Raw genomic sequence first — 22,902 nt, forward strand, 5'->3', positions numbered from 1 at the left:
GATCTTAACTTTTAACCAATTGATTCAAAAAAGATAAGTCTTGTATACTGACAGACATGGGAAACAAGGCTTACAAATTTCGACTCTATCCAAATGACGAACAAACTTCGTTTTTGGCACGTTGCTTTGGTTGTTCTAGGTTTGTCTACAATCACTTTTTGAGATTGACGACTGATGTGTATGCTGAGGCTAAAAAATCTTTGCGCTACAAAGACTGGGCTGGTTTGTTGGTTGAGTTGAAGAAGCAGTTTGAGTGGCTAAAAGAAGTTAACTCTCAGGCGCTTCAGCAAACCCTGAAAGATTTAGAATCTGCATTTGTGCGCTTTTTCAAGAAACAGGGCGGTTTCCCTAATTTTAAGAAGAGAAGTAACTGTCAATCGTTTAGAGTACCACAGCATTTTTCTATTGATGAAAACGGATTCCTCAAGCTTCCCAAAATGACACCTATCAAAATGGTGATTCATAAGAAGATACAAGGAACTCCAAAAAACGTGACCATTTCTAAAACCCCTTCAGGAAAATACTATGCATCCATTATCGCCGAACAAGATATTCCTCATGCTCCCTTGAATGGAGATCAAATCGGTTTAGATCTTGGTGTCAAAGAATTTGCTATCACATCAAAGTCAGAGAAATTTGAAAATCCAAGATATTTTCAAAAATCTTTGCGACGACTCAAGATTAGACAAAGGAGATTAAGCAGAAAGAAAAAAGATTCTAATAATCGTGTCAAAGCGCGTCTAGTTGTAGCTAAAGTGCATGAAAAAGTTGCATTTCAGCGATTAGACTACCAGCACAAGATTAGTCTGAAACTAACTTGCGAGAATCAAGCAATTTCAGTGGAAGACTTAAATATCAAGGGAATGGTAAAAAATCGCAAACTAGCTAAACAGATTAGCGATGTGGCTTGGGGTAACTTTTTGACAATGCTAGAGTACAAAGGCGACATCTACGGATGTGAAATCAAGTATGTAGATAGATTCTTTCCTAGCTCAAAAAGATGCTCTAATTGCGGCTACATTAAAGAAGATTTGACTTTGAAGATTCGAGAGTGGGAATGCCCAGAGTGCCGCAGATTTTGGGATAGAGATACCAACGCTGCTCTAAACCTGATGCTGTTTTCTGAATCTAAAATACCCCTGGAAGAGGGGAAATCTACGCCTGACCAGCTAGTTGTAAGACTAGGTATGAGCCGCAGTAGTGGCTCAGGGCAGGAAGCCACGGGTGAAGCGTATGCGTAACCCGTGGTACTTCACTGCTCTAATATTTGCAGCAAATCGTTTGGAATAGACATGCGCTCGGAGTCACTGATGTTAACTCTGCCGTCTCGAAGATATCGCTTGCGTCCAAACAACAAAGTGAGAGGAATAGCCAACACAGTTGGGATTATTTGACCAGCTATTTCTTTCACATCTCGTTGCTTCCATGCTAATTTGAGCATTTCCCAGTGGGCGATCGCGTGCGGCAAAGGATCGGCTTGACCGAGAATATGCGCTCGTTGCAATGCCGTCCATGCAGCTGCAAAATTTCCAGTTTCAATAGCAGTTCGCGCCTGACGTATTTCTGTTTCAAAGTGCTGGCGCACAATTGCTTTCATAATTTTTCGTCCTTTCGATCTTTCTAATTTCCATGTTGCAATCTCAACGCCATTAGCCACTAGCCGAAAGGATAGTTGAGAGGATAGTTAATTAGGTAGAGTCTTTCCCGATTATTGTCTGAAGTATTCAGATGCAACAGTGGTAAACTGTCTAGGTTGGTAGTATTTCAAAGTTGAATTAATCAGGTGTTCTAGCTTTTGGTGGAAGCGAGCGGCGATCGCAGCTATCGCTCTTTCATCACTCTAGGCAGAAGAAAATGAGAAATTGTCTTGCTCAGTAGGATTAGGAATCATAGTTCTAAAGGAATTCATCAAAGCGATAAGTTGCGAAAAACCGAACGATAATTGTTCAATAGAAAAGACCTTTAACCACGGTTTTAGTAAATTGAATAAAACAAATGGTTGGATAATGAGACGCAAATTGTTAAGTAGGTTTTTCCAACCAATGCCTGTATCCCACCACTCATGAGTAGCAAACTTAGAGGGAATATTGTCTAGATTTGGGCGCGCAGGATCATTTCCTAATTTTTGAGCAGGATTGAGTGCCTTTGAGTGTAAACTGACCATCAAGTAAGCACTCATTACCAATTCCCACCATTTCTGAATCTGGTCATAATCTGTGACGCGAAAATCTGCCCAACCTAATTCATTTTTACTCTGCTTGAGTCCGTATTCTACCCAGTTTCTTAATCCATCGAGATTGCCAACTTTCTGAAATTTCACCCCTGGAATTTTCGTCATTACATACCAAGTTGAATTTTCTGGTAATTTATCTGGGTCGGTGGTAATGAGCCAGTATTGAATCTCTCGGCGTTTGCCAAAAATTACTTCTCGAATATACCGTTTTTGCTTAGTCCCATCTGAGAAAATACGCTCAAAAGCTCGCCAACGCTTTTGCCTGACTGACTGGCTTTGTGGCAACCATACTCCATGATTATTACGAATTGCTACAGCATAATTCAAATGAAATTCATTCAAAACTTGGATAAAAGTAGTACGGCTTTCTCCATACAGACTATCAGCTAACACCAGTTGGAATTTAAAACCAAACTGCTGTAAGTCACGAATCATTTTGGCAGCGATTTGAGGTTTTGTTTGATATGTGTCTCCTGGCATTAATTTCTCTTTCGGTTTATAGACTTCAAATGTGAGGGGAAATGTCATGCTCTCAAACAAACCGTATGCTGTGACCGCAACTATTCCATTCTCTACTTTTCCTAAATTTCCAATATACTGTCGTTTGACATAATCAGTCGCACTTCCTTTCTTTCTATCTCCTGTCTCATCAATAGACCTCCTGCATGAATCAAGCAGCATGTGCCAGTTCATAGTTCAGCAGCCCAGCGATCAAATTTAAGCGTAAGCCAAAACGCTTTCGGCGATTACGATAACGTCCAGAAAAAATGCGGAAAATCTTGAACCGACGGATAACATGTTCGACTCGAACTCGCAGTCGCGCCAAAGCACGATTGTGTTGCTTTTCCGCCTCTGATAAGGGTTGGTTGCGTGGCTTCTTGGTAGGCAGACAAGCCCCTCGATGCTGTTTGCCAAAACCCTGATAGCCTTTATCTGCTAAACACAACTGAGATAGCACGAAGGGCAAACGACTATGCTTGAGTAGCTTGAAATCATGCACTCTGCCCTTGTCTACATCAGTACAGATCACCTGCCCAGTATCAAACTCGATCAACATCTGCGCCTTCATCGTATGACAATGTTGTTTGCCACTGTAATATCGTTTTTGTTTTTTTTCGGACGTTCTATTTCGATTTCACCCACATCTATTACCATGACTTTCCACTCCCAACCTGGCTGATACAAAGCACGCTTACTCGGTAGCCGAAACTTGCCACATTTGATTAACAAATCTTCGACTTTTCTGACTATCCGCCCTACTGTGGTTTCGTGCAGTCCCCAACTGGTGGCAATATGAAATTGACTGCGGTATTCACGCCAATACTCCAAAGTCACCAATAATTGATCTTCCACACTCAACTTGTTTTGTCCTCCCCGCCGACCCTGACGCTCTAGATCTGGTCGCAGCACTTCAACCATGTCGTTTAAGGTTTCATGGCTCACCCCGCACAGGCGTTTGAACTCAGCGGCTGAAAGATTTTGTAAGTCGGTGTATGGCACGCTCACCCCTCCTCTTTTCCATTCCTGCCATGCTTCTACCCCATTATCCAACTCTTTTCTTGCCAACTGTCACACTGCTCTACTATTCATGCAGGAGGTCTAATGATTAGCACTATTTCTCGCTCTGCTAACACAGACAAAATTAAGTTTAATCTTGCTTTCCTCAATTGCGATGCTTTCCACGGTGATTCTGTCAAAAAATGAAGTAAACCTTGCTCGTTATTTAATCCGACGATTTTCGCAATTGCTGGTAATGATTTACGTTTGATATCTGAAATCATCCCCACATGAAGATACTTAAATGCTTCAAAACTTCGCACCTCTGGAAATAATCGCCGATACCATTCACAGTAATCGTCAACGAATTTGATAGTAGGTGCAGCAACTCTAGGCTCAATCATAGTCGTACTAAGGAGTAGCGACGCTTTACCCTATTATTATCTCATAAGAGTGATGAAAGAGCGCTATAGCGTTTTCCAATCTACTGAGATACAGTAACAGCAATGAGTAAACCAACCACGGAGATCGTTGAGCGAGATTTTCTTAAAGGCTAATTCAATTGCTTTAGCCAAATCTGGATAGTTTCTGGCACCAATAGAACGCAGTATGCTCTTAATCTTTGACCAGCAATTTTCAATTGGTGAAAAATCAGGAGAATCAGGTGGCAAATAAATCAGTTTAGCTCCAGATGCTGCGATTAAAGTCTCAATTTCTTTGCTTTTGTGAATCGAACAATTATCCATTACAACATAAGCACCTGACCAAAGTTTTGGAACTAGTTTTTGGGAAATAAATGCCTCAAATGTAAGTCCATTTGTTGCACCGAGGAGACTGACTTGAGTTATTACGCCCTTGAGAGCAATAGCACTGATTAGAGAAACATTTTTCCCTCGTCTTTGGGGGCGTGACCCATACGCCCTTTGCCCTCTAGGTGAGCGAGCAAACAACCTTACCAAAGATAAATTGACTCCAGATTCATCAATGAAGATCAGATCTTGTGCCAAAATACCTTGAACCAACTGCCAAAACTCTACCCGTTGTTTTTGCACTCGTTCGCTCTGTTTTTCCGTGGGGAAGAGTGTTTTTTTTAACGGTTAGGTTCAACTTTTGCAACATCCTATCCACGGTGGAACGACCGATGAGAACTCCCGTTTGTTGGTGCAATAGAGTTCGCAGTTCTTCTAAAGTCGCATCATTGTTGGCTTCTACAATTGTAGCGAGAACGCTTAACTGCTCCTGTTTGAGCTTGGTTGGCGTTTGTTGCGTGCGAACTTTGGGCGCAATGCTTCCAGTCTCGCGATATTGTTTCAACAATTTTTCAACAAAACTTAGGGCGACTCGGAATCTTTTTGCTAGCTGTCGTTGAGATATTCCGCCTTCAAAATAGGTATCGATAATTTTCTGGCGCAAGTCAAGCGAGTATGCCTTCATTTTTATCTGGGCAGAATACACAACCATTACTATCGATTGTACCTGAGTAGACTAGGAAATGCTATATCCCTGTTTTGTCACTTTGGGAGAAGCCAATTTCTGTAAGGCTTTCGGCGCTTAACTTTCAACTTTTTGGCTAGAAGTTTTGGTTACTGTTAGAAAATAAACCTTCTAACCTCGATCAATTCAAGCTTACAGTCTTGAGCTTCGATTTTTACTTTCCGAGAGTGACATAACAGGGATATCTTGACAGTTGACTGCATTCGAGTCGTTGAACTCTGCTATTGCTTCAACTTACTACCATTTTGGTAGGATAAAAATATTTTCTGAAACTTCTATCAGTAGATAGATTATTATCAATTTTATTAGCAGACCTGATGAAATCGTCTCAGCCTTATCAGCCACTTCTTTTTCGGATTTTGCATGGACTAATTGGCTTATTTGTATTGTGTGCAATTCTAACGGCTTTTTGGACTTACGATACTTATGATGGACGGTGGGGACGAATTCCTTTACCCCGATTTGAGGCAATTGAAAGCATTCATGGTACGTTTGGGCTGTATGTTCTGCTCTTATTTCCTCTGTTTGTTTTGTATGCCTTTCATCGCGGACAGCAACGCCTGATTCAACCAGATTCTCTCACGAAGTTAACTCAAGTTGGCAAACCGATTTGGTAGTATACGCTGCATCGGTTAACCAATACAATCGTTATCCTGGCACTCACTTTTGCTTTATTCTCTGGCAAAATGATGGACGAAAAGTGGTTGCCAAATGGGGAACTCGATCGCGGATGGTACTACATTCATCTCATTTCATGGGTAACGATCGTGTTAGGCGTTGCGCTTCACCTGTTGATGGTGGCTAGGGTTGGCGGTAGATCGTTACTAATGTCAATGCTAAATTGGCGTTTCCGCGATCGCGATCGCCCTACTCTATGGTTGGGGCATTTGCTCAACTGGTGGGACAATTTGCAATTAGTTGCAGTTGCATATTGGTTGCAGTCAGCTTCTACACTGAAAATCTTAGAAGCTATTGTACTGTTTAGTATTGCTGCTGCTTGGATTGTTCCCCTCTTCAAGTAAGCCACAAGCCACAAATTATGACAAGACTTGACAAACTAAAGCAACAAGCACGATACCTCAAGGCAGAACTGTATGCTTTGTATCTAGCATATCGCGATCCTCGCGTGCCTTGGTACGCCAAAATATTTGTGGCGTGCGTGGTAGGCTATGCCTTCAGTCCAATCGATCTGATTCCCGACCCGATTCCGCTTTTAGGTTATCTTGACGATCTGATTCTCGTTCCACTCGGTATTGCACTGGCAATTAGAATGATTCCGGCAAATGTGATGGCAGAATATCGCCAACAGGCGCGACTGAACCAACAGCGCCGCAAACCGACGAATTGGGTAGCCGCAGGAGTTATCGTCAGTATTTGGTTATTGTTCGCTATGCTAGCGGTGTTCTTAGTGATGAGAGCTATACGACGATAAGAAAAAACTCCCATCAACTAATCCAAACATTTGTTTGAAACCACGACTTGCTAGACGGGCGATCGCGGCTGCATGGCAAAATTATCTCGTGTTATGGCTTATACCAAAATTCCTAATTCTCTCGCCTTGGCTACTGCTTGCGTGCGGTTGCTGACATCCAGCTTGCCGTAGATATTGCGGGCGTGCCATTTAATCGCGGCAAGGGTGACGAAAAGTTTATCTGCGATCGCCCGATTGGAAAGACCTTGGGCTAGATGTTGCAAAACCTCCAGTTCGCGATCGCTCAATGGTTCGATGAGTGGCTGAACTTTAGCAGCTGTCCCCTCAACCTGACTAAAGGCTGCTAACAAGCGATTGACCGATTGAGGATGAATCCCCTCCGCGACAGCTTGGCGTAGTAACTCCGCCATCGGCTGACCTTCATCCACAAACAAACGGATATAGTCTCCTGTATGGGGAAGATCGAGTGCTTGTTGCAGTAGATGCAGCGATCGCTTCCTATCTCCACGATTGTGCCAAACTAAAGCTTGCAGCATCAATACTTCCATCACTCGTGCTTTGCGCCCACCTGCTGCGGTAAAATCATGGAGTCGCTCCAGCAGTCGCAGAGCGTCATCTAAGTATGGCTTAGTTGGATCTGCCAATTTACCACGGGTAATTAGGACTCTTGCTAGCGTTAGGTAATCTAACTCCGAACCAGCTAGAAACTCGTCAGTAAAACTGTATCGTAATTTGCCATCTACGCTTAAACCGCTATCCTCCGCCCAAATGATCGCGGCATCTAAATTCCCCTGCGCTAGATTTAATCTTGCTTGACAAGCTGGGACCGAAAGAATTGTCGCCCACAGCCAAACTTGACATTGCCCAGCTGCCTTAATTGCATCCATTGCTGCTTGGGTGTCCCCTTGCGCTTGACGCACGCGAGCCAAGGTGATGTAACCCATCATTAAACCTGGCTGTCGAGTTTGAATACCGCGTTCAATGCTTTCGGTTAGGTGTTGTACGGCTGCGACTAATTGGTTTTGTTCTCGCAGCAATTCACCCATTGCCACTTGTACCAATACACCTGCATAAGTGGATAACCAGCCGCGTTCCCTAGCTAGACCGACTCCTTGCTGGCACAGAACGGTTGCCTCATCGAGCCAACCGCGCAAGGCGAGAAACTGCGCCTGCAAATACAATGGGGCGATCGCCGGATCTGCTATGCCTCTGTTTTGACCGATTTGAGTTACTTCGGGCAGCAACCTTCTAGCCGCGGCATAGTTGTCTGTAACGAAGTAAGTCACGCCGAGATTAAGTAGAATGACTGCCCGCAGCCAAGAATCGTCTTGAGGCAACTGCTGCAAGGCTCGTTTCATCAGCGTCACTGATTCAGCCGTTGCTCCTTGTTGACGCGCTTGTATGCCTTTAATTGCAGTCACCAGTCCCCATAACTTTTCGGTATTCGCCGATGGTTTTTGTTGTTGCAGCAGGGATTCCAGCGATTGAACCGCCTGCACTGCGGCGGGAAATCGAGCTGTAGAGTAGAGCGCCCAGGCATAAGATAGCAACAACCAAGGGCGCGTCCAAACGAGACCGTCGGGCATTGCCTTTAGAAATGTTAGCAACCTGGCAGGCTCAACCCGTGGATTGGTCAGTTGAGCCTCTCGCTCGATTGAGTCTGCTGCCTGGGGGAAATCGCCAGCGGCGATCGCGTGGCTAATTGCTTCGGTGACAAATCCATGATGTTCGTACCACTCTCGCGCCCGACGATGATACTCGCTCACCTGCTCCGGTTCTGTCCGTTGCAAGCGATCCAAGAGCAGTTGGCGAAACAGGTGGTGATAGCGATACCACTGCCGATTGTCGTCCAGCGGCACAACAAATAGGTTGCGGTGTTCTAGCTGTGCTAAAGTCTCCGTCCCATCGAGCGAGCGAGCGCCTTCCACAACTGCTTGACAAAGATCGCCGCACATGCGCTCTAAGATGGAAGTGCGTAGGAGAAATGACTGGAGAGGTTTGGGCTGACGCTCTAGCACCTCTTCAACTAGGTAGTCCAGAATGTAATGCCGATCGCCTGTTAACGATGCAATAAATGTCGAAATGTCTTTGACATCGCGCATTGATAGCGCCGCTAGTTGTAATCCCGCAATCCATCCCTCCGTCCGTGCTTGAAGTGTCGCTACTTGATCTTGTGATAGAGATAGTTGCATTGACTGGTTGATGAATGCAGTCGTCTCTGCTAGGGTGAAGCATAAATCTGCTGCTCCCAGTTGCATCAACTGGTTACGGACGCGCCATCGCGCCAGTGGTAGGGGTGGATCGACGCGAGAAGCAATCGCCAAGTGTAGTTGCGGTGGCAAACGACCGAGCAAAAAGGTCATAGCCTCATGAATTGGACGAGCGGAGATCGCTTGATAATCGTCCAAAACTAAAATCCGCTCGTCCGAAAAACTGGTAATTTCGTTAATCAGCGGGATCAAAAAAGACTCGAACGATGGGGATTCGAGCGATCGCAGCATGGAGAGCGTTGTTGCTCCAATGTTTGGGTGAGATTGTTGTAAAGCCGCAACAAAATAAGTCCAGAATCGGAGCGGATCGTTATCCCCTTCATCTAGCGATAACCAACTGCTAGGTAGATTAGTTTGACGCAACCACTCGCTCAATAGGGTGGTTTTACCAGAACCAGCCGGAGCCGAAATTAGGCTTAACTTGCCTGACAAACTACGATTCAACCGTTCGAGTAGGCGATCGCGCTGTACCAGAGAAGATCGAACTGGTGGAATGTGGAATTTTGTCAATAACAGGGGATTAGTCATCGATGATGCCCCTCAACTCTAATTCACGCTGCTTGGCTAACGCATTACTACCAAATCAACCACTGAGAATTTAACTCAAGACTAGCAAATAAAGGCTTTAGAAGGTTACTAGGCAAACTACTTTACTTTACAAGGGATAAGCGTTGCTTATCAGCGATACCAGAGTAATGCACAAGCCAACTTATTGTTTAGAAATCGATCGGCAAAGTACCTCATTGCATTGGTTTCGAGCTTCTATATCTGACATGAGAAAGTTGACGCTTGACGAACCAAATTGTCAGAGGCGGTATCAGCATCCACATCAATAGTGGCACTAGTCCAGTACCGAAGAAGGGGAGCGTTGGCATAGAATTGGCATATGTCCATACACCCAGCGGTTCAGTTGCTAGGGCTTCAAAAATAACTGTAATAACAACTCCTACAAGTGTAAAAATACCGACGTTCCAGCGGCTTAGTTGATGAAACCATTGACGCGATTTTGATATAGCTGCAACTACCCAAAAAGAGGTAAGTGAGATTCCAACATCCCCTAGTGTAGCGAGAGTGCAATTTCTAGTGATGTCAAAGCAGGAAAGTTCAGATGGAACTTGATAAAACGGCATTTGCTGAATTTCCCAAAAGAAAGACAACAAAAATGAGAATACACTCACATTCCATTCGGGCGAATCCAGCCAACGAAAGGAGTGCATGGCGTTTTGACGATTTGACATACGACAATTTAAGTAAGTCCTTGAGACAATCGTTCAATAGTGAAGCGAGGTAGCGTTTTGGCGATTGACCTAAAACCCGCCATTGATTTCACCTGCGCTTCGTCATTCCAGTTCTTTCCAAGTTTTGCCGCCATCTTGGGATTGAAAGACAGCATTGTTTTCATTCACTGCGTAAAGCACCTGGGGATTGCTGGGGGCGATCGCCAAATGTAATATTGTTCCGTTCGTTCCAGTTCCCAACGGCTGCCACGTCTTGCCATTGTCAGCACTGCGATACAGACCAGGTGCCGATTGGAGGGCGCGATATCTAACCAGCACACTGTGGTTTCCCTGTTTCAATAGGGCTAAACCTACTACGGGTGCAGTTTGAGTGTTGGGAACTAACGTCCAACTGTTGCCACTGTCGGTACTTTCATACAAACCTGAGCGAGTCGTGGCAAACACGCGAGCGGCATTTTGGGGATCGACCGTCAGGCTAAAGGGAGCATCCCCTAGCCCAACCATGCGCGGCTGAGTCCAAGTTTTACCGCCATCCGTTGAAGCATGCAATCCCTGCGCTCCAGAAGCGGGCCAGCCATAAAAGATATTTGGATTGCTCGGCGCGATCGCCAAAGCGTGAAAATCCACTCCTGGTAGCGAAATTTGTTTCCAGTCCAGTCCTTGGTTGTCGCTGATTTGAAATCCCAGATTACCGCCTGTGGGTGGGTGACCGCTGGAGTAAAAGCGGTTGGGGTTGGTAGGGTCAGCGGTAAAGCCCATGTAGTCAGCCCGTTGTTTACCCATCCAAAACCACAGCCCAGTTTCGGAACGCTGAAGCAGTCCATGATGGGTAGCAACATAGGCGATCGCTGGATTAACTGAATTGACTGCTAACCCGTGTACGTGAGTTGTTTCCCGCCAGGTTTTGGGGGCAGGTGTCAGAGTAACAGCAGAAGAAGCATTAGTTGCTGTCGTTCTCTGTTTGGCAGCAGTTGCTTGCACTTGATTTGCTATTTGGTTACTGGTCTGCAGTCGGCTAGAATGGGCTAACCACAAGCCCAATCCTCCAACTAGAAAGACAAAAGCTGCTGGTAAAGCATAGCTCAGCGCTGTACTACTTCTAGCCCCTTTGGAAGCTTGATTGTTTGAATTTGGTTGGCTCATTTTAAATATGTTTATCTCAATAAAGTAGTTGCCGCTAACCGACAAGCGGTATAGCGGGGGCAGCTTACACCCTACTTAGATTGATTGTGCTGACGATCCATCGTCCCTGGCATATTATTCATCATTCCTGGCATATTGTTCATCATCGATTTGCAGCAGGCGCACCCCATCTGATTTGTCTGTGGCGTAGTTTGGTTTCTTGGCGCTGTTCTTTGACCGCTCTGCTGTTGAGTTAGTTTCGTCTCATTTAAAGTACTAGAGGCTTGATTGGGAGTCAGTATCCGCCCGTGAGTGTTGGCTAGTGTTGGACTGGCTGCTAGCACCATTAATGTTAGACCAGCTACAGAGCCACTTAATAATGTCTTAGTTAGTGCAATCATCTTCATTTCTACTCTCCATGCTTCTGTAGATTTACTAGTTCTTCAGGAACTAAAGCCATGCTAAACTCTCAAGTTAACTAAAGAGTCAAGTCACCTGTAATATTTCGTTTCTATATAAGGGTAAGAGCAAGCCTTGACTCTACAGCTGACTTTAAACTTTAAGCTGTAGTTACTCAAAGTAGATTGCCCGATATTTAATATGACTACTGTGAAAAAAACTTGTGAGCAGGTACAGCTAAATAAACTTTTAAAGATCGGAGAGCTAGCAGGGCAAACAAAGGTTGCTGTGGCAACCATTCGCTATTACGAAACTTTAGGGTTGGTAGAACCAGCACACAGGAGTGAAAGTGGCTACCGCTACTACACCGGTGATACCATCAACCGAGTGCAATTTATCAAGAAAGCTCAATCTTTACAGTTTTCCCTAGCAGAAATTCAGCAAGTGCTCGGTGTTCGCCGTCAAGGGAATCCTGCCTGTCCCCTTGTTCGAGACTTATTGAATCAAAAAATTGCTCAGATAGAAGAGCAACTTTATCGCATGAAATCGTTGAAGGCACAGCTAGAGGCGTATCGAAACCATTGGACAGACAGACCATTAGACGACCCTTGCAGCCAAGAGCTTTGCAGCTTAATTGAGGAAGTAGCTGAGCATTCACTACCCAGCGAACCAAATCTCAAGTCAGAGTTCGGAAGAAACTAGCCTCAGAATAGGTAAAATTTCGTTTTGTTGTAAAGAAAATTGTCTGTATGCTTGACTCTCAAGCCCAGTGGAGAGTCCAGAATATTAGTAGCAGAAAATCAAGAGTGCATACTGGATGAATATCATGGTCAAACGTCAAATTGAGATCTTTGTAGCGGACTGTCCTCTTTGCAATGAAACAGTTCGATTGGTGCAAGAACTGACTTGTTCTAGTTGTGAGGTATTGATATATGACCTGCGGGAGGGACAGACACACCCAACCTACCTGGTGAAAGCCCAGAAATATGGGGTTCAGGCAGTTCCCGCGCTGGCGATCGATGGAAAACTGGTTTTGACTGGCAAGCCAAATCAAGAGCAACTACAAGCTATTGGTGTAGGTCAGCCTTTCAGTTGAAATTAGCGGTGTAGATTACCAGCACTTTCGGGCTAACATTCCAGCAATTGTTAGCCCACAAATCATTGGTGTGGCAACCAAAAGGACTTGAAGTTGTATGGGAGTTTTCCGCAACTCTTTTCGCAGTTGGTCATTAGACTTATCCGTAAATGATAAATGCTTACGGGAAGGGAGTTTCAGTGATTATAATGGGATGTGCGATCGCAGTTGCGAAGTATACGCAAAAATAGGGCTAGGGGCATACTTCATGGCTAAATTATCACTTGGGAGGCAAAAATATAGGTGTAAAAAAATTCATTGTTTTCCAGTGAATTTAAACATTAATGGTTAGTGAAAACACTCGATTAAGTCGTAGCCTTACTAACCCACAAACTGCCATAATTATCTGGCTATACTTATGGCGGGCTAAACGGAATCTCCCACTGGCTACTCTAAATATTTTCACTTTACCTATCAAATGTTCAACACCTATTCTTCTAGACGATAATTGCTTGTTTTCTTCTTTTTGTAATTCCGATATTTCTGTTTTTCTCGGCTTTTTACGAGGTGTGATAATTGCCTGCTCTCCTATATAAGCTTTATCACCAATAAATGTTTGTTTTGAATCAAATTTATCTCGGGCTTCTCGGAATAAAACAATATCGCTTGTTTTCCCCAATTGCCCAAGATAAATATCAACAATATCTTCTCCATTTGGCAGCACGATAAACTGATTTTTCTGAGTGTGCATCTTTTTCTTCCCAGAATAGTATTGTTTTTGCTCTTGATAGTCAGAAGGTCTCTCTACCGCTTGCTCTGCGCTATCTACAATCAGTTCAGATTCACAAAGCATTTTACGTAATTCTTGATATTTATCGCTATCTTTTTCTACCTCTTCCATTTGAGAAGCTGGTAAAATATCTCTCAATATCTCTACCCAATAATTAAATGCATCGTTATACCATTTCTGAAAAGTCATGCACTATTATGTCAATAGTAACAGTTCGGTTGCTTGGCAGATGACAAGTATTTTTGATATTGAGATTACAGAAAGTATAGAAGAACTTAAAGAGCTACTGAGTAGTCAAACAAATGCTCGGTTGCGAGATCGGGTCAGAGCACTTTACTTACGCCAAACAGGAAGAGTACAAACGGGCGCGAGAACTAGCAACAGTGTTAGGTTGTGATGAATCAACAATTTATCGCTGGTTTCGGCTCTATCAAAGCCAGGGCATGACTGGATTATTGCAATTCAAAACTCCTCCAGGCAAACCCTCAAAACTCCCACCTGAAGTGTTAGAAAGACTACAGATGCGCTTGCAAGAGCGCCAAGGCTTCAGCAGTTATGGTGAGATTCAGCAGTGGTTAGCAACCGAATGTAATTGTGATGCTGCTTATCAAACAGTACATGGAATTGTCCGTTATAAACTCAAGTCAAAACTGAAAGAGCCTCGTCCACTCAGTGTTGAAGCAGACCCACAATTACAAGAAACTTTTAAAAAAAACTTCGGCTCTCCCGTACATAGGGTGATAAGAATTACTAATTACTAAAGCAGGCTAGCAGGCGTGAACGAAAGTTATCAAAGTTGGCAAGTCCATATCCTTGGCGCATAATCAACTTGATTCTATTGTTAATTCCCTCCATAACTCCACTGGTTGTCCGGCTGATAAAATAGTTGCAAATACCATCAAAGTGAGTGCGAATTGTCCGAGTAGATTTCTGGTAAAACACTTGAGCAATTTGCAGCCACTTATTTAAACTTCTCCGAGCTGACTTAACACTTTGATTCGTTTCATAAATCGCTCTCAGTTCCTCTTTTAGTTCGTAGGCTATTCTCAAACAAATAGACCGAGCTAAAATCTCTTCGAGTTTATCTTTTTGCGCTTGATTCAAATCCGTTGCATTTTTCAACAGTAAATACTTACTATGTTTATCTGTAACTCCGGCTTGTTTCCGAATCTTATTCAACTCCTCATTCACTGACTTCATCACATGAAATCTGTCAAAAACTACCACGGCATTGGGGAAAACGAAAGCCACCAATGCGCGAAAACCCACCCCACATATCAATACTGACTTCTTCTACAGCTTCTCGAACCTCAGTTGGCTGTTGCATAAGCATTTCAATAATTTCTTCACTTTTATGAGTGTCGAGAATTTCTAGCAGCTCTCCCCTGTCAACGTTACTCACTACAGTCTTAAAATCTTTGTGTCCTTTATGCATGGCAATTTCATCTATACTGAGGCGTTTTGCTGGCTGCCAGTCTGTTTTTTCATTTGGTTACTCACGTAAGTAAAAATGCCTTGAATTTCTTCTGAACTTAAGTTTTCTTCTCGACTTATTTGCTCAATACTAGAAGACTGAACTCGTTGATAAATACTTTGTTCGTAACGTTGGGTATGAAGTCTACGCTCCTGAACAAAATCTAGCTTTTCTGTAGAATATTTCTGACATTGACGACAGTAGAACTGACGGCGAGGAACTTTCAAGTATACTGGTTTACCAAAAGTGGGTAAGTCTCTGACTAAAATGGAGCGCACTTGGTTTAATTCTGAAGTAGGCTTTTGGCAGTGAGGACATTCACTGACTGCTGCTAAGATGTTGACATCAATACAGACATATCCCTCCACTTCCAAACAGCTTTCAACAGTGATTCCAGGTAAATCCAGTAGCGCATCAACAGAAGAACTCATCGGTGAAATGTCGAGAATTTCTCAAAGTTTATCAAATTCCTCCTCGACCTCTAGAAAAGTAGTAGTTTTTTCAGGTATCTTCGCCTCGTTAGGTTTACTCAACAAGGGATTTAGCAATTTTACTGCTGTTTTTACTCTGACTCAATAAGAAAAATTTATCACCCTCTGTACGGGAGAGCCAAAACTTCCAGACATAGTACAGGTGATGGTAACTCATTTAGGACGGGGACTTCCTGTACGCTACTTTTGTGAGGACGAAAGCCGATGCAGGACTTCATACGCTCCTGGGTCGGGTAATTACTCTGTTTGGTGTCAAACCAATTGCACCTGTGCAGTGTTGCTCTGAGAATTTTTGGCTTTATGGAGCAGTGGAACCGATAAGTGGAGAACACTTTTTCTATGAATTCTCGCATCTCGATTCTGTCTGCTTCCAACGGTTTATTAACTTATTTGCTGCTAGCTTTCCTGATAGTTTGAATCTGTTGCATCTAGACCAGGCTAGTTGTCATACCGCTACGACTGTGAGCTGGCCAGAAAATGTCATTCCCGTTTTTCAGCCAGCTCACTCTCCAGAACTTAATCCTATCGAATGCTTATGGTCAGATTTAAAGAAGCACTTTAAAGGCAAGAATTTCGACAACCTATCTACCCTTAGAGATGAAGTTTTTAACTTGGTTAATTCTCTTTCATCCGCTACAATTGTGTCGCTAACAGGTTGGTCTTACATTTTAGATACTTTGGCAGAACCTAGTAAAAACAGTGCATGACTTTTCAGAAATGGTATTAGCTTTAGTTTTCGAGATATCAAAGAGCAAACCTAAAATATCAAAAATTGGCTTTTGTCTCAGATAAACTAAACATAGACATAGACATACCCCTTCTTTGGGAGATATTTCCGGTTTCCGCCCGCCGCCGCGAGCAATAATGCGGACTTTTCTTTTCTCAATTTCTGCTTGTTTCTCTAAATGTCGTTTTTCTGCCAACGCAACTAATGCCATAAACTGTTCATAATCAATACCAATTAATCGCTTTGCTGACTGGGGATGTGATTCGATTCTTGCTAAAGGACTCGTCATCGTCAATGCACTCATTTTTTTGTTATTGTCTCATTTTTCCACAGGCTTTGTTTTAAGGACATGTCTATTCAATAACATCCAAAATCCATATGACTAAAACCACAGTTCGCGAACAATACGATCGAATGGCAGCGAAGTACGATCGACGCTGGAACAGTTATATTATCAATACGCTGTCATTTCTCCAAGACTGGGCGCAGATTTCTTCCCAAGACAAAGTGCTGGATCTTGGTTGTGGAACGGGGGAATTTGAACGACTGGTACTGACCCAGCAGCCGACGCAAGAGATAATGGGAGTAGATATTTCAGAGAGGATGCTGGCGATCGCCCGCCAAAAACTGTACACCTACCCCAACGTTTCGTTTCATACTGCACCTGCGTCGGCACTGCCATTTCCCGATCGCAGCTTTGATATCGTTGTATCTGCCAGTTCTTTTCACTATTTTGAAGACCCTGTGGCAGCATTAGTAGAAATGAAGCGGGTTTTGCAGCCCCACGGTAGAGTAGTAATTCTAGATTGGTGCAAAGATTATCTGCTGTGTCGGCTCTGCGATCTGGCATTGAAATTTTTTGACCCAGCTTACCAACAATGTTACACCGAAGCAGAGTTTCATCAGTTGTTGGAGCTGGCAGGCTTTGACATCCACCGCGCTACCAGGTTCCGCTTTAATGTGGTTTGGGGAATGATGGTAGCGACAGCTACGATTCATAATTAGCTCGAACTGTCTACAACATTCACCCAAAAATCAGCCGTGACGATTTTACCATTGCGGTTAAATTGACCCCAAAGTTTATACTGTCCCGTTCGAGGAAAGCGAGTAGCAAAATGCACTTGTCCAGGAGGTGTATCTTTGAGTGCATGAGCGTGGACGTAATCGTTCGATGTGAGAGGGGATGACTGTCTCAGGATAACCAAATGTCCCTTCTCTCCTAAGTAAGGTTGCAAATCTGCAATCGGCTTGTCGTTGGCTGCATCTTGTAGATCGAACATCAAAGTGACTTCTTCACCTGCTTTAACTGTTGCTGGAGACAGCTCTAAATTAACTTTTGTATGAGCAAACGTTTTCGTGCGACTCACGTCCATTTTTACAGCAGGTGGGCGATCTCCAGAAACTCTTGTTTTCAACACTGAAACTCGTTCCTGTTGACCCGTCGGTTTGTAGTCGCTGAAGAACGTATAGCTTCCAGGTTTGGGAAAACGAGCTTCCACCTCAAAGCGTCCATTGCTTTTGTAGACAGGATGTAAGTGTGCGAACGACTGTAGATCGTCGCTGACCATAATCAAGTGCATCAGTTCTTCTTGGAACGTATCAAAATTGGCGATCGCGTTTCCATTGGAGTCTCGAATTTCAATCGCTAATCCAACTGAGGTATTGGGAGCGATCTTGTCTGGAGTTGTCAGTTTGGCTTTGGTAGCAGTTTTCTTCTCTGCGTCATTAGCGCGATCCATCCCGTGTCCGTCATGGTTCGCGTCTGCTGCTGCACGCTCGTTATGCTCGGTTGTGCTACTCGCCATTGTTTCTTGAATGTTCGATGCTGACGAGCAGCTTTGAACGAATAATAAGGTAGTTGCTATGGTAAACGCAATCGCTAAACGATTCATAAACTTTCTCCTATTTTCCAGCAGTCAACAAATCCTAAATTCTCCTGTAGGCTAGAGAGTCAAGAGATTTTCCAGCCTAAACTTGAACCATTAAACTTGTTTATTGTCTAAATCCGAAGCTTTTCGGGAACGAGATAACTGCAAGCGAACAGAACCGATCGCGATATATAAAATCGGTACGACAAATAAACTCAAAAATGTCGCAACTAGCATTCCCCCAAAAACTGCCGTACCGAGCGATTGGCGACTGGCTGAACTCGCACCCGTAGCAACTACCAACGGGTAAGTTCCGAGTAGTGTTGAAATAGCGGTCATCAAAATCGGTCGCAAACGTTCTTGAGAAGCTTGCACCGCAGCTTTGGTAACTGAAAGTCCCTGCTCGTGCAGTTGATTGGCAAATTCCACGATTAAAATGGCATTCTTACTTGCCAAGCCAATCAGCATGACTAACCCAACTTGGCAGTAAATATCGTTGTACAAACCGCGCATTGACTGAGCGAGCAGTGCCCCTAAGATTGCCAAAGGCACGGATAACATGATAGTCAAGGGATCGATGAAGTTATTGTATTGAGCAGCCAATACCAAAAAGACAAAGAGCAGACCGAAAGCAAAAACAATCGGAGCTTGACCGCCTGACTCGATCTCTTCTAAAGAAATTCCCGACCATTCGTATCCCATACTTGCTGGTAGTATCTCAGCAGCTAGTTTTTCCATCGCTTGGATCGCTTGAGTGGAACTAAAGCCAGGAGCTGACGCACCATTAATTTCAATCGAGCGCCATCGGTTGTAGTGATTAATTGTTTGCGGTCCCGTAGTAGACGTAACGTTGACGAGATTGCTCAGAGGAATCATTTCGCCCGTTTGCGAACGCACGTACAGTTGACCGATATTCTTGGGGTTAGACCGAAACGGCGTATCTGCCTGGACGTAAGCTCGGTAAGTCTGTCGAAATGCCTCAAAGTCATTGACGTAGCGCGAACCGAGAAAAATTTGTAGCGTACTATAGATCTCGTCTACAGGCACTTGTAAAGCTTTAGCTTTGTCGCGATCGACTTGAACGAGTAACTGCGGGGCATTAGCAGTATACGTGCTAAATACCCTTTGCAATTCTGGTGTTTGGTTGGCACGCTCCAACAACTTACCCATCGTTTGTACAAGGGTATCGATCTCGTTGTTATTACTCCGATCTTGTAACTGGAAGACAAAACCGCCTATACTACCTGTAGCGACCCGAAATCATAATCGCTCCGACCTGAAATCATCGCGTTTTTGAGACCAGATTAAATGAGAATAAGTGGGTGATTGAGACCAGATTAAGTGAGAATAGAACCAGATTAAATGACACTAGACCGAAATCATAAACTTCAGACCAGATTAACTGAGAATGAAAATTGGTGAGGAAACCAGTAAAGAAAACGGACATTTTCGTTACTGCGGTTAGATAAGTTACAGCAAAACGGGAAGTTGGCATTCTCTAGGGCAAAAAACTTAGTAATTATATCAATTACAAGATATGCTTAACAAACACGAGTTTATTTACTCTCTTGTGATGCTAATTGGCTATGCCCGCGTATCAACAGACGATCAAAAGTTAAATCTGCAAAAGGATGCTTTGCGGGCAGCAGGGTGCGAGCAGATTTTCGAGGATTACTTCAGTGGAGTTAAGGCTGTTCGTCCAGGTTTAAATTCAGCTTTAGAAATAGCTAGAGCTGGGGATACGCTCGTGGTATGGCGATTAGACCGTTTGGGCAGGTCGCTCAAAGATCTCATTGAATTGACAGAAACACTAAAAGGGCGCTCGATTGGACTGCACAGCCTACAAGAATCCATTAACACTACATCGAGTAGCGGACAATTAGTATTTCACTTGTTTGGGGCATTGGCAGAGTTTGAACGTAACTTAATCCGAGAAAGAACCCAAGCTGGACTAACAGCCGCCAGAGCTAGAGGGCGCAGAGGTGGGCGACCTAAAGCTTTAGATCCTAACAAACGACAGTTGGCAGTCAAGCTCTACAACGATCGTCAATACTCAATCGACGAAATCTGCCACATGATGGGCATCTCCAAACCAACCCTCTACAACTACGTAGCCGAGGGACAAACAAGATAATGCCCCGCCAACAAATTCCGGCTTCAGCCCTAGCTCGCGCTTACGTCAACGGTTGGACACTTTACCTAGTCGCTGTTCGGAGCGACGACAACTAATTGCCCAAACAGCTAGCTTATATGGAATTTCCAGTGGGACGTTATATCGGTTACTGCAAGAGCATTCCCGACCAAAGTCTCTTCAACGTGCAGACAAAGGCAAACCGCGCAAATTGTCACAAAGAGAGATGGAAAGCTACTGCGAAGTAGTTGCTGCCTTCAAGATTCGCACTAGTAACAAAAAAGGGCGGCATATCTCTACTTCACGAGCAATCGAGTTATTGGAAGAGCATGGAGTCAATACCCCTAATGGCTTTGTCCAACCGCAAAAAGGACTACTGACAAAAACGACAGTAAATCGCTATCTCAAAGCTTGGGGTTACGACACGGAACGGATGACTAGACAACCAGCCGCAGTAAGGTTTCAAGCGGATGATAGTAATGACTGCTGGCACTTTGACCTCAGCCCTTCAGACTTAAAACACATCAACCAACCAGCTTGGGTCGAACCGGAGCGTGGCAATCCGCTACTAATGCTTTACAGCGTCGTTGATGACCGTAGTGGGATGTGCTATCAGGAATACCACTGCGTCTACGGCGAGAATGTTGAAGCCGCACTGCGGTTTCTCTTCAATGCGATGACAGCTAAGAGCAACACCAACTCACCATTTCAAGGCATCCCAGCCACAATCTATGCAGATAATGGTCCGATTTCCAAAAGCCAGGTCTTCCAAAATGTCTTGTCATGCTTAGGGATCGAATTGATGACTCATATGCCTAAAGGCAGTGATGGTCGGCGAGTGACCGCCCGTGCCAAAGGCAAAGTAGAAAGACCCTTTCGGACAGTCAAAGAAGCGCATGAAACGCTTTACCACTTCCACCAGCCAGAAACAGAAGCTGAAGCGTTCCCTGTGGCTGCATCAATATTTGCTGAACTATAACGACCAGCCACATCGGTCAGAATCCCACTCAAGACTAGAAGATTGGCTACAAAATATTCCCAAGGGTGGACTGCGTGCCATGTGCAGTTGGGAGCGATTCTGTACCTTTGCCCGCGAACCCCAGCGCCGGAAAGTGGGCGGGGATGCCAGAGTCTCAGTCCTGGGAGTGGCTTATGAAGTAGATCCAGATTTGGCGGGTGAAACAGTTATTCTTTGGTGGGGATTGTTTGATAACGAACTGTATGTAGAACGAGACGAGCAACGCTATGGGCCATTCTATCCAGTTGATGGACCAATTCCCTTACACCGATATCGAAAGTTTAAGAAAAGCCGCACCCAGGAACGAGCCGACCGCATTGCGACTTTGGCTAGTCTACTAGATTTACCTCGGTCAGCCCTGGCGGGAAATAAGGACTTGCAGTTTGTCATAGACGAGCCACTCACTCCAACCTTGACGTTAACTCCGTTTCAAGATCCAGATCCTTACCAGGAATTCACCTATCCAACGACTTTAATGGCGAAGCGGGCTATTGCCGATTATCTAGGTCAGCCAAGGCGCGAAACTCTCCGTCGAGCAACGGGACTTCATTTGCACCCTAGTCGCGGAAACTTTGACTAAAAAGGTGATTATGGAGCGAGTGCGACAGTATTTCCACCTTTGCCAAGCAGGAGGCAGGAGCGAATGCTAGCTGAGGTAATGGCACATTTTGGTTTAGTTAAGGAGTTGCGGCAGGCAGGGTACTATGAAACGGCAGTCCAAAAACAGATGTTTCAGGAAATCAAAGCTGCGGCGAGATCGGGCAAATTAATCGCACTGACCGGAGTTGTCGGCTGTGGTAAAACTACAACGCTACGACGCTTGTTTGAGGTTTTAGCACGAGAAAATAAGATTCAAGTTTCCAAGTCGCTGTCGGTGGATAAGAACCGCGCCACCCTAGCAACTTTGATTAGTGCTTTGTTTTACGATTTATCAACCGATGACAAGGAGGTCAAAATTCCCTCTTTGGGAGAAAAGCGAGAACGAGAATTACGCAACTTAGTTAAGAAAGGGAAAAAACCTGTTGTCCTGTTTGTCGATGAAGCTCATGACCTGCATTTCAGTACGCTAACAGGATTGAAACGGTTAATTGAAGTGATTGAAGATGGGGGTGGGACGCTCTCAGTCTTATTAGCCGGACATCCCAAATTAAAAAATGACCTACATCGTCCCACAATGGAAGAGATTGGCTATCGGGCTACGATCTTTTCTTTGGAAGGGATGGCAGGTAGTCAGCGTGAATACATTACTTGGTTGATTGATGCCTGTGTGACGGAAGAGACTAAATTGCCTGATGTGTTGACGGTTGAAGCGATTGAACTATTGAGTGAGCGATTACGAACCCCACTGCAAATTGAGCAGCATTTAATGCTGGCCATGGAAGCTGCTTATCATGTTGGGGAGAAGCCCGTTACTGGGACGATTGTGGAGTCAGTACTGTCAAAACAAATTGATGAACTGGAACCAAAGTTAACTAGGCATGGCTATGATGTGCGAGGTTTGGCTCTTCAATTTAACGCTAAACCTGCGGAAATTAAGTGACTGTTTCGAGGTCAGCTTGACTCGGCACGGACAAAAGAATTGACTGACCAGATGCTGACCGCAGGTTTACCAATTTAGGGTAATTAATTAGTTTCAGCCATAT

At 44.3% G+C, this 22,902-nt stretch carries 20 protein-coding genes and 7 pseudogenes; 11 read left to right on the forward strand and 16 right to left on the reverse strand.

Features of this window, described 5'->3' with window-relative positions; all coding sequences use genetic code 11:
* The first annotated feature begins 56 nt into the window (after positions 1-56).
* On the forward strand, positions 57-1,241 hold the full coding sequence (gene tnpB / locus H6G17_RS17260) for an IS200/IS605 family element RNA-guided endonuclease TnpB (RefSeq protein WP_192159210.1): 1,185 nt from the start codon (positions 57-59) through the stop codon (positions 1,239-1,241).
* Positions 1,242-1,252: 11 nt separating this feature from the next.
* Here tnpB and H6G17_RS17265 read toward each other — a convergent pair whose 3' ends face one another.
* The 5 genes and pseudogenes from H6G17_RS17265 to H6G17_RS17285 form a co-directional block, all read right to left on the reverse strand.
* Complete coding sequence (locus H6G17_RS17265) at positions 1,253-1,597, reverse strand: DUF3703 domain-containing protein (protein ID WP_192159212.1); 345 nt, start codon at positions 1,595-1,597, stop codon at positions 1,253-1,255.
* 243 nt (positions 1,598-1,840) lie between these two features.
* Positions 1,841-2,887 (reverse strand): annotated as a pseudogene (locus H6G17_RS17270) (IS701 family transposase); the annotation flags it as partial.
* A 16-nt stretch (positions 2,888-2,903) separates the two neighbouring features.
* Positions 2,904-3,733 (reverse strand): IS5 family transposase gene (locus H6G17_RS34710; protein ID WP_347276447.1). Its coding sequence is split into 2 segments (ribosomal slippage): positions 2,904-3,343 and positions 3,343-3,733, totalling 831 coding nucleotides; the frame shifts between segments, so codons are not numbered across the junction.
* 101 nt (positions 3,734-3,834) lie between these two features.
* Positions 3,835-4,134, reverse strand: a pseudogene (locus tag H6G17_RS17280) (transposase); the annotation flags it as partial.
* A 63-nt stretch (positions 4,135-4,197) separates the two neighbouring features.
* A protein-coding gene (locus H6G17_RS17285) for an IS630 family transposase (RefSeq protein ID WP_199316814.1) occupies positions 4,198-5,164 on the reverse strand; the annotation gives its coding sequence in 2 pieces (ribosomal slippage) (positions 4,198-4,807 and positions 4,806-5,164; 969 coding nt in all).
* 377 nt (positions 5,165-5,541) lie between these two features.
* On the opposite strand from H6G17_RS17285, the pseudogene H6G17_RS34715 reads away from it, so the two are divergent.
* Positions 5,542-6,246 (forward strand): annotated as a pseudogene (locus H6G17_RS34715) (cytochrome b/b6 domain-containing protein).
* Positions 6,247-6,263: 17 nt separating this feature from the next.
* On the forward strand, positions 6,264-6,656 hold the full coding sequence (locus H6G17_RS17295; RefSeq protein WP_192159216.1) for a YkvA family protein: 393 nt from the start codon (positions 6,264-6,266) through the stop codon (positions 6,654-6,656).
* A gap of 98 nt (positions 6,657-6,754) precedes the next feature.
* Here H6G17_RS17295 and H6G17_RS17300 read toward each other — a convergent pair whose 3' ends face one another.
* The 4 genes from H6G17_RS17300 to H6G17_RS17315 form a co-directional block, all read right to left on the reverse strand.
* Entirely contained in the window at positions 6,755-9,454 is a 2,700-nt protein-coding gene (locus tag H6G17_RS17300; RefSeq protein WP_192159218.1) for a LuxR C-terminal-related transcriptional regulator, read from the reverse strand.
* Between the two features lie 212 nt (positions 9,455-9,666).
* The gene (locus tag H6G17_RS17305; protein ID WP_192159220.1) at positions 9,667-10,164 is read right to left on the reverse strand and encodes a hypothetical protein; all 498 of its coding nucleotides are present in this window, start codon (positions 10,162-10,164) and stop codon (positions 9,667-9,669) included.
* 102 nt (positions 10,165-10,266) lie between these two features.
* A complete protein-coding gene (locus tag H6G17_RS17310) occupies positions 10,267-11,307 on the reverse strand; it encodes a F510_1955 family glycosylhydrolase (RefSeq protein WP_192159222.1) in 1,041 nt (346 codons plus the stop codon).
* 71 nt (positions 11,308-11,378) lie between these two features.
* The gene (locus tag H6G17_RS17315; RefSeq protein WP_192159225.1) at positions 11,379-11,693 is read right to left on the reverse strand and encodes a hypothetical protein; all 315 of its coding nucleotides are present in this window, start codon (positions 11,691-11,693) and stop codon (positions 11,379-11,381) included.
* Positions 11,694-11,886: 193 nt separating this feature from the next.
* On the opposite strand from H6G17_RS17315, the gene H6G17_RS17320 reads away from it, so the two are divergent.
* Together H6G17_RS17320 and H6G17_RS17325 are read left to right on the forward strand one after the other, a co-directional pair.
* Positions 11,887-12,387, forward strand: coding sequence for a heavy metal-responsive transcriptional regulator (locus tag H6G17_RS17320; protein WP_192159227.1), 501 nt, complete (start codon positions 11,887-11,889; stop codon positions 12,385-12,387).
* Between the two features lie 124 nt (positions 12,388-12,511).
* Positions 12,512-12,781, forward strand: a complete 270-nt coding sequence (locus H6G17_RS17325; protein ID WP_192159229.1) for a thioredoxin family protein — start codon at positions 12,512-12,514, stop codon at positions 12,779-12,781.
* A gap of 313 nt (positions 12,782-13,094) precedes the next feature.
* Here the strand turns inward: H6G17_RS17325 and H6G17_RS17330 are convergent, their stop codons facing one another.
* Complete coding sequence (locus H6G17_RS17330; protein ID WP_192159231.1) at positions 13,095-13,739, reverse strand: transposase family protein; 645 nt, start codon at positions 13,737-13,739, stop codon at positions 13,095-13,097.
* A gap of 113 nt (positions 13,740-13,852) precedes the next feature.
* On the opposite strand from H6G17_RS17330, the gene H6G17_RS17335 reads away from it, so the two are divergent.
* Entirely contained in the window at positions 13,853-14,311 is a 459-nt protein-coding gene (locus tag H6G17_RS17335; RefSeq protein WP_192159232.1) for a helix-turn-helix domain-containing protein, read from the forward strand.
* On the opposite strand, the gene H6G17_RS32705 is transcribed toward H6G17_RS17335, so the two are convergent.
* The 3 genes from H6G17_RS32705 to H6G17_RS32715 are packed head-to-tail and all read right to left on the reverse strand — an operon-like array spanning position 14,301 to position 15,455.
* Positions 14,301-14,819 carry a transposase gene (locus H6G17_RS32705; protein WP_347276446.1) on the reverse strand — a complete coding sequence of 173 codons (519 nt, stop codon included), beginning with the start codon at positions 14,817-14,819 and terminating at the stop codon, positions 14,301-14,303. The genes H6G17_RS17335 and H6G17_RS32705 overlap by 11 nt on opposite strands.
* Positions 14,764-14,985 (reverse strand): transposase, encoded by a 222-nt coding sequence (locus tag H6G17_RS32710; RefSeq protein WP_199316804.1) that lies wholly within the window; start codon positions 14,983-14,985, stop codon positions 14,764-14,766. Before H6G17_RS32710 ends, H6G17_RS32705 begins: the two co-directional genes overlap by 56 nt.
* Positions 14,986-14,996: 11 nt before the next feature.
* Complete coding sequence (locus tag H6G17_RS32715) at positions 14,997-15,455, reverse strand: transposase family protein (RefSeq protein ID WP_199316805.1); 459 nt, start codon at positions 15,453-15,455, stop codon at positions 14,997-14,999.
* 181 nt (positions 15,456-15,636) lie between these two features.
* On the opposite strand from H6G17_RS32715, the pseudogene H6G17_RS17345 reads away from it, so the two are divergent.
* Positions 15,637-16,222: pseudogene (locus H6G17_RS17345) on the forward strand (IS630 family transposase); the annotation flags it as partial.
* Here the strand turns inward: H6G17_RS17345 and H6G17_RS17350 are convergent.
* On the reverse strand, positions 16,184-16,546 hold the full coding sequence (locus H6G17_RS17350) for a hypothetical protein (RefSeq protein ID WP_192159234.1): 363 nt from the start codon (positions 16,544-16,546) through the stop codon (positions 16,184-16,186). The pseudogene H6G17_RS17345 and the gene H6G17_RS17350 overlap by 39 nt on opposite strands.
* 74 nt (positions 16,547-16,620) lie before the next feature.
* Here H6G17_RS17350 and H6G17_RS17355 point away from each other — a divergent pair, with 74 nt between their 5' ends.
* Positions 16,621-17,247 carry a methyltransferase domain-containing protein gene (locus H6G17_RS17355; RefSeq protein ID WP_192159235.1) on the forward strand — a complete coding sequence of 209 codons (627 nt, stop codon included), beginning with the start codon at positions 16,621-16,623 and terminating at the stop codon, positions 17,245-17,247.
* On the opposite strand, the gene H6G17_RS17360 is transcribed toward H6G17_RS17355, so the two are convergent.
* Both H6G17_RS17360 and H6G17_RS17365 read right to left on the reverse strand, forming a co-directional pair.
* A complete protein-coding gene (locus H6G17_RS17360; protein WP_192159236.1) occupies positions 17,244-18,134 on the reverse strand; it encodes a hypothetical protein in 891 nt (296 codons plus the stop codon). The two genes, H6G17_RS17355 and H6G17_RS17360, sit on opposite strands and share 4 nt — an antisense overlap.
* A gap of 90 nt (positions 18,135-18,224) precedes the next feature.
* Positions 18,225-19,355: pseudogene (locus H6G17_RS17365) on the reverse strand (efflux RND transporter permease subunit); the annotation flags it as partial.
* A gap of 328 nt (positions 19,356-19,683) precedes the next feature.
* On the opposite strand from H6G17_RS17365, the gene H6G17_RS17370 reads away from it, so the two are divergent.
* The 3 genes and pseudogenes from H6G17_RS17370 to H6G17_RS17380 all read left to right on the forward strand — a co-directional run bounded on the left by H6G17_RS17370 (position 19,684) and on the right by H6G17_RS17380 (position 22,877).
* Positions 19,684-20,244, forward strand: coding sequence for a recombinase family protein (locus H6G17_RS17370; RefSeq protein ID WP_192159342.1), 561 nt, complete (start codon positions 19,684-19,686; stop codon positions 20,242-20,244).
* Positions 20,245-20,296: 52 nt separating this feature from the next.
* Positions 20,297-21,909, forward strand: a pseudogene (locus tag H6G17_RS17375) (IS481 family transposase).
* Positions 21,903-22,877 (forward strand): annotated as a pseudogene (locus H6G17_RS17380) (AAA family ATPase). Before H6G17_RS17375 ends, H6G17_RS17380 begins: the two co-directional pseudogenes overlap by 7 nt.
* Positions 22,878-22,902 lie beyond the last annotated feature (25 nt).

This window comes from Chroococcidiopsis sp. [FACHB-1243], assembly GCF_014696895.1.
Taxonomy (GTDB): domain Bacteria; phylum Cyanobacteriota; class Cyanobacteriia; order Cyanobacteriales; family Chroococcidiopsidaceae; genus Chroococcidiopsis.

What these genes read in the sequence shown, in the direction of transcription:
- H6G17_RS17310 (WP_192159222.1), bottom strand. Translation starts at nt 11,307, where the DNA reads ATGAGCCAACCAAATTCAAACAATCAAGCTTCCAAAGGGGCTAGAAGT.
- H6G17_RS17325 (WP_192159229.1), top strand. Translation starts at nt 12,512, where the DNA reads ATGGTCAAACGTCAAATTGAGATCTTTGTAGCGGACTGTCCTCTTTGC.
- H6G17_RS17320 (WP_192159227.1), top strand. Translation starts at nt 11,887, where the DNA reads ATGACTACTGTGAAAAAAACTTGTGAGCAGGTACAGCTAAATAAACTT.
- H6G17_RS17265 (WP_192159212.1), bottom strand. Translation starts at nt 1,597, where the DNA reads ATGAAAGCAATTGTGCGCCAGCACTTTGAAACAGAAATACGTCAGGCG.
- H6G17_RS17300 (WP_192159218.1), bottom strand. Translation starts at nt 9,454, where the DNA reads ATGACTAATCCCCTGTTATTGACAAAATTCCACATTCCACCAGTTCGA.
- H6G17_RS17360 (WP_192159236.1), bottom strand. Translation starts at nt 18,134, where the DNA reads ATGAATCGTTTAGCGATTGCGTTTACCATAGCAACTACCTTATTATTC.
- H6G17_RS17305 (WP_192159220.1), bottom strand. Translation starts at nt 10,164, where the DNA reads ATGTCAAATCGTCAAAACGCCATGCACTCCTTTCGTTGGCTGGATTCG.
- H6G17_RS17370 (WP_192159342.1), top strand. Translation starts at nt 19,684, where the DNA reads ATGCTAATTGGCTATGCCCGCGTATCAACAGACGATCAAAAGTTAAAT.
- H6G17_RS17335 (WP_192159232.1), top strand. Translation starts at nt 13,853, where the DNA reads ATGCTCGGTTGCGAGATCGGGTCAGAGCACTTTACTTACGCCAAACAG.
- H6G17_RS17330 (WP_192159231.1), bottom strand. Translation starts at nt 13,739, where the DNA reads ATGACTTTTCAGAAATGGTATAACGATGCATTTAATTATTGGGTAGAG.
- H6G17_RS32710 (WP_199316804.1), bottom strand. Translation starts at nt 14,985, where the DNA reads ATGCATAAAGGACACAAAGATTTTAAGACTGTAGTGAGTAACGTTGAC.
- H6G17_RS17295 (WP_192159216.1), top strand. Translation starts at nt 6,264, where the DNA reads ATGACAAGACTTGACAAACTAAAGCAACAAGCACGATACCTCAAGGCA.
- H6G17_RS17355 (WP_192159235.1), top strand. Translation starts at nt 16,621, where the DNA reads ATGACTAAAACCACAGTTCGCGAACAATACGATCGAATGGCAGCGAAG.
- H6G17_RS17350 (WP_192159234.1), bottom strand. Translation starts at nt 16,546, where the DNA reads ATGAGTGCATTGACGATGACGAGTCCTTTAGCAAGAATCGAATCACAT.
- tnpB (WP_192159210.1), top strand. Translation starts at nt 57, where the DNA reads ATGGGAAACAAGGCTTACAAATTTCGACTCTATCCAAATGACGAACAA.
- H6G17_RS17315 (WP_192159225.1), bottom strand. Translation starts at nt 11,693, where the DNA reads ATGAAGATGATTGCACTAACTAAGACATTATTAAGTGGCTCTGTAGCT.
- H6G17_RS32715 (WP_199316805.1), bottom strand. Translation starts at nt 15,455, where the DNA reads ATGAGTTCTTCTGTTGATGCGCTACTGGATTTACCTGGAATCACTGTT.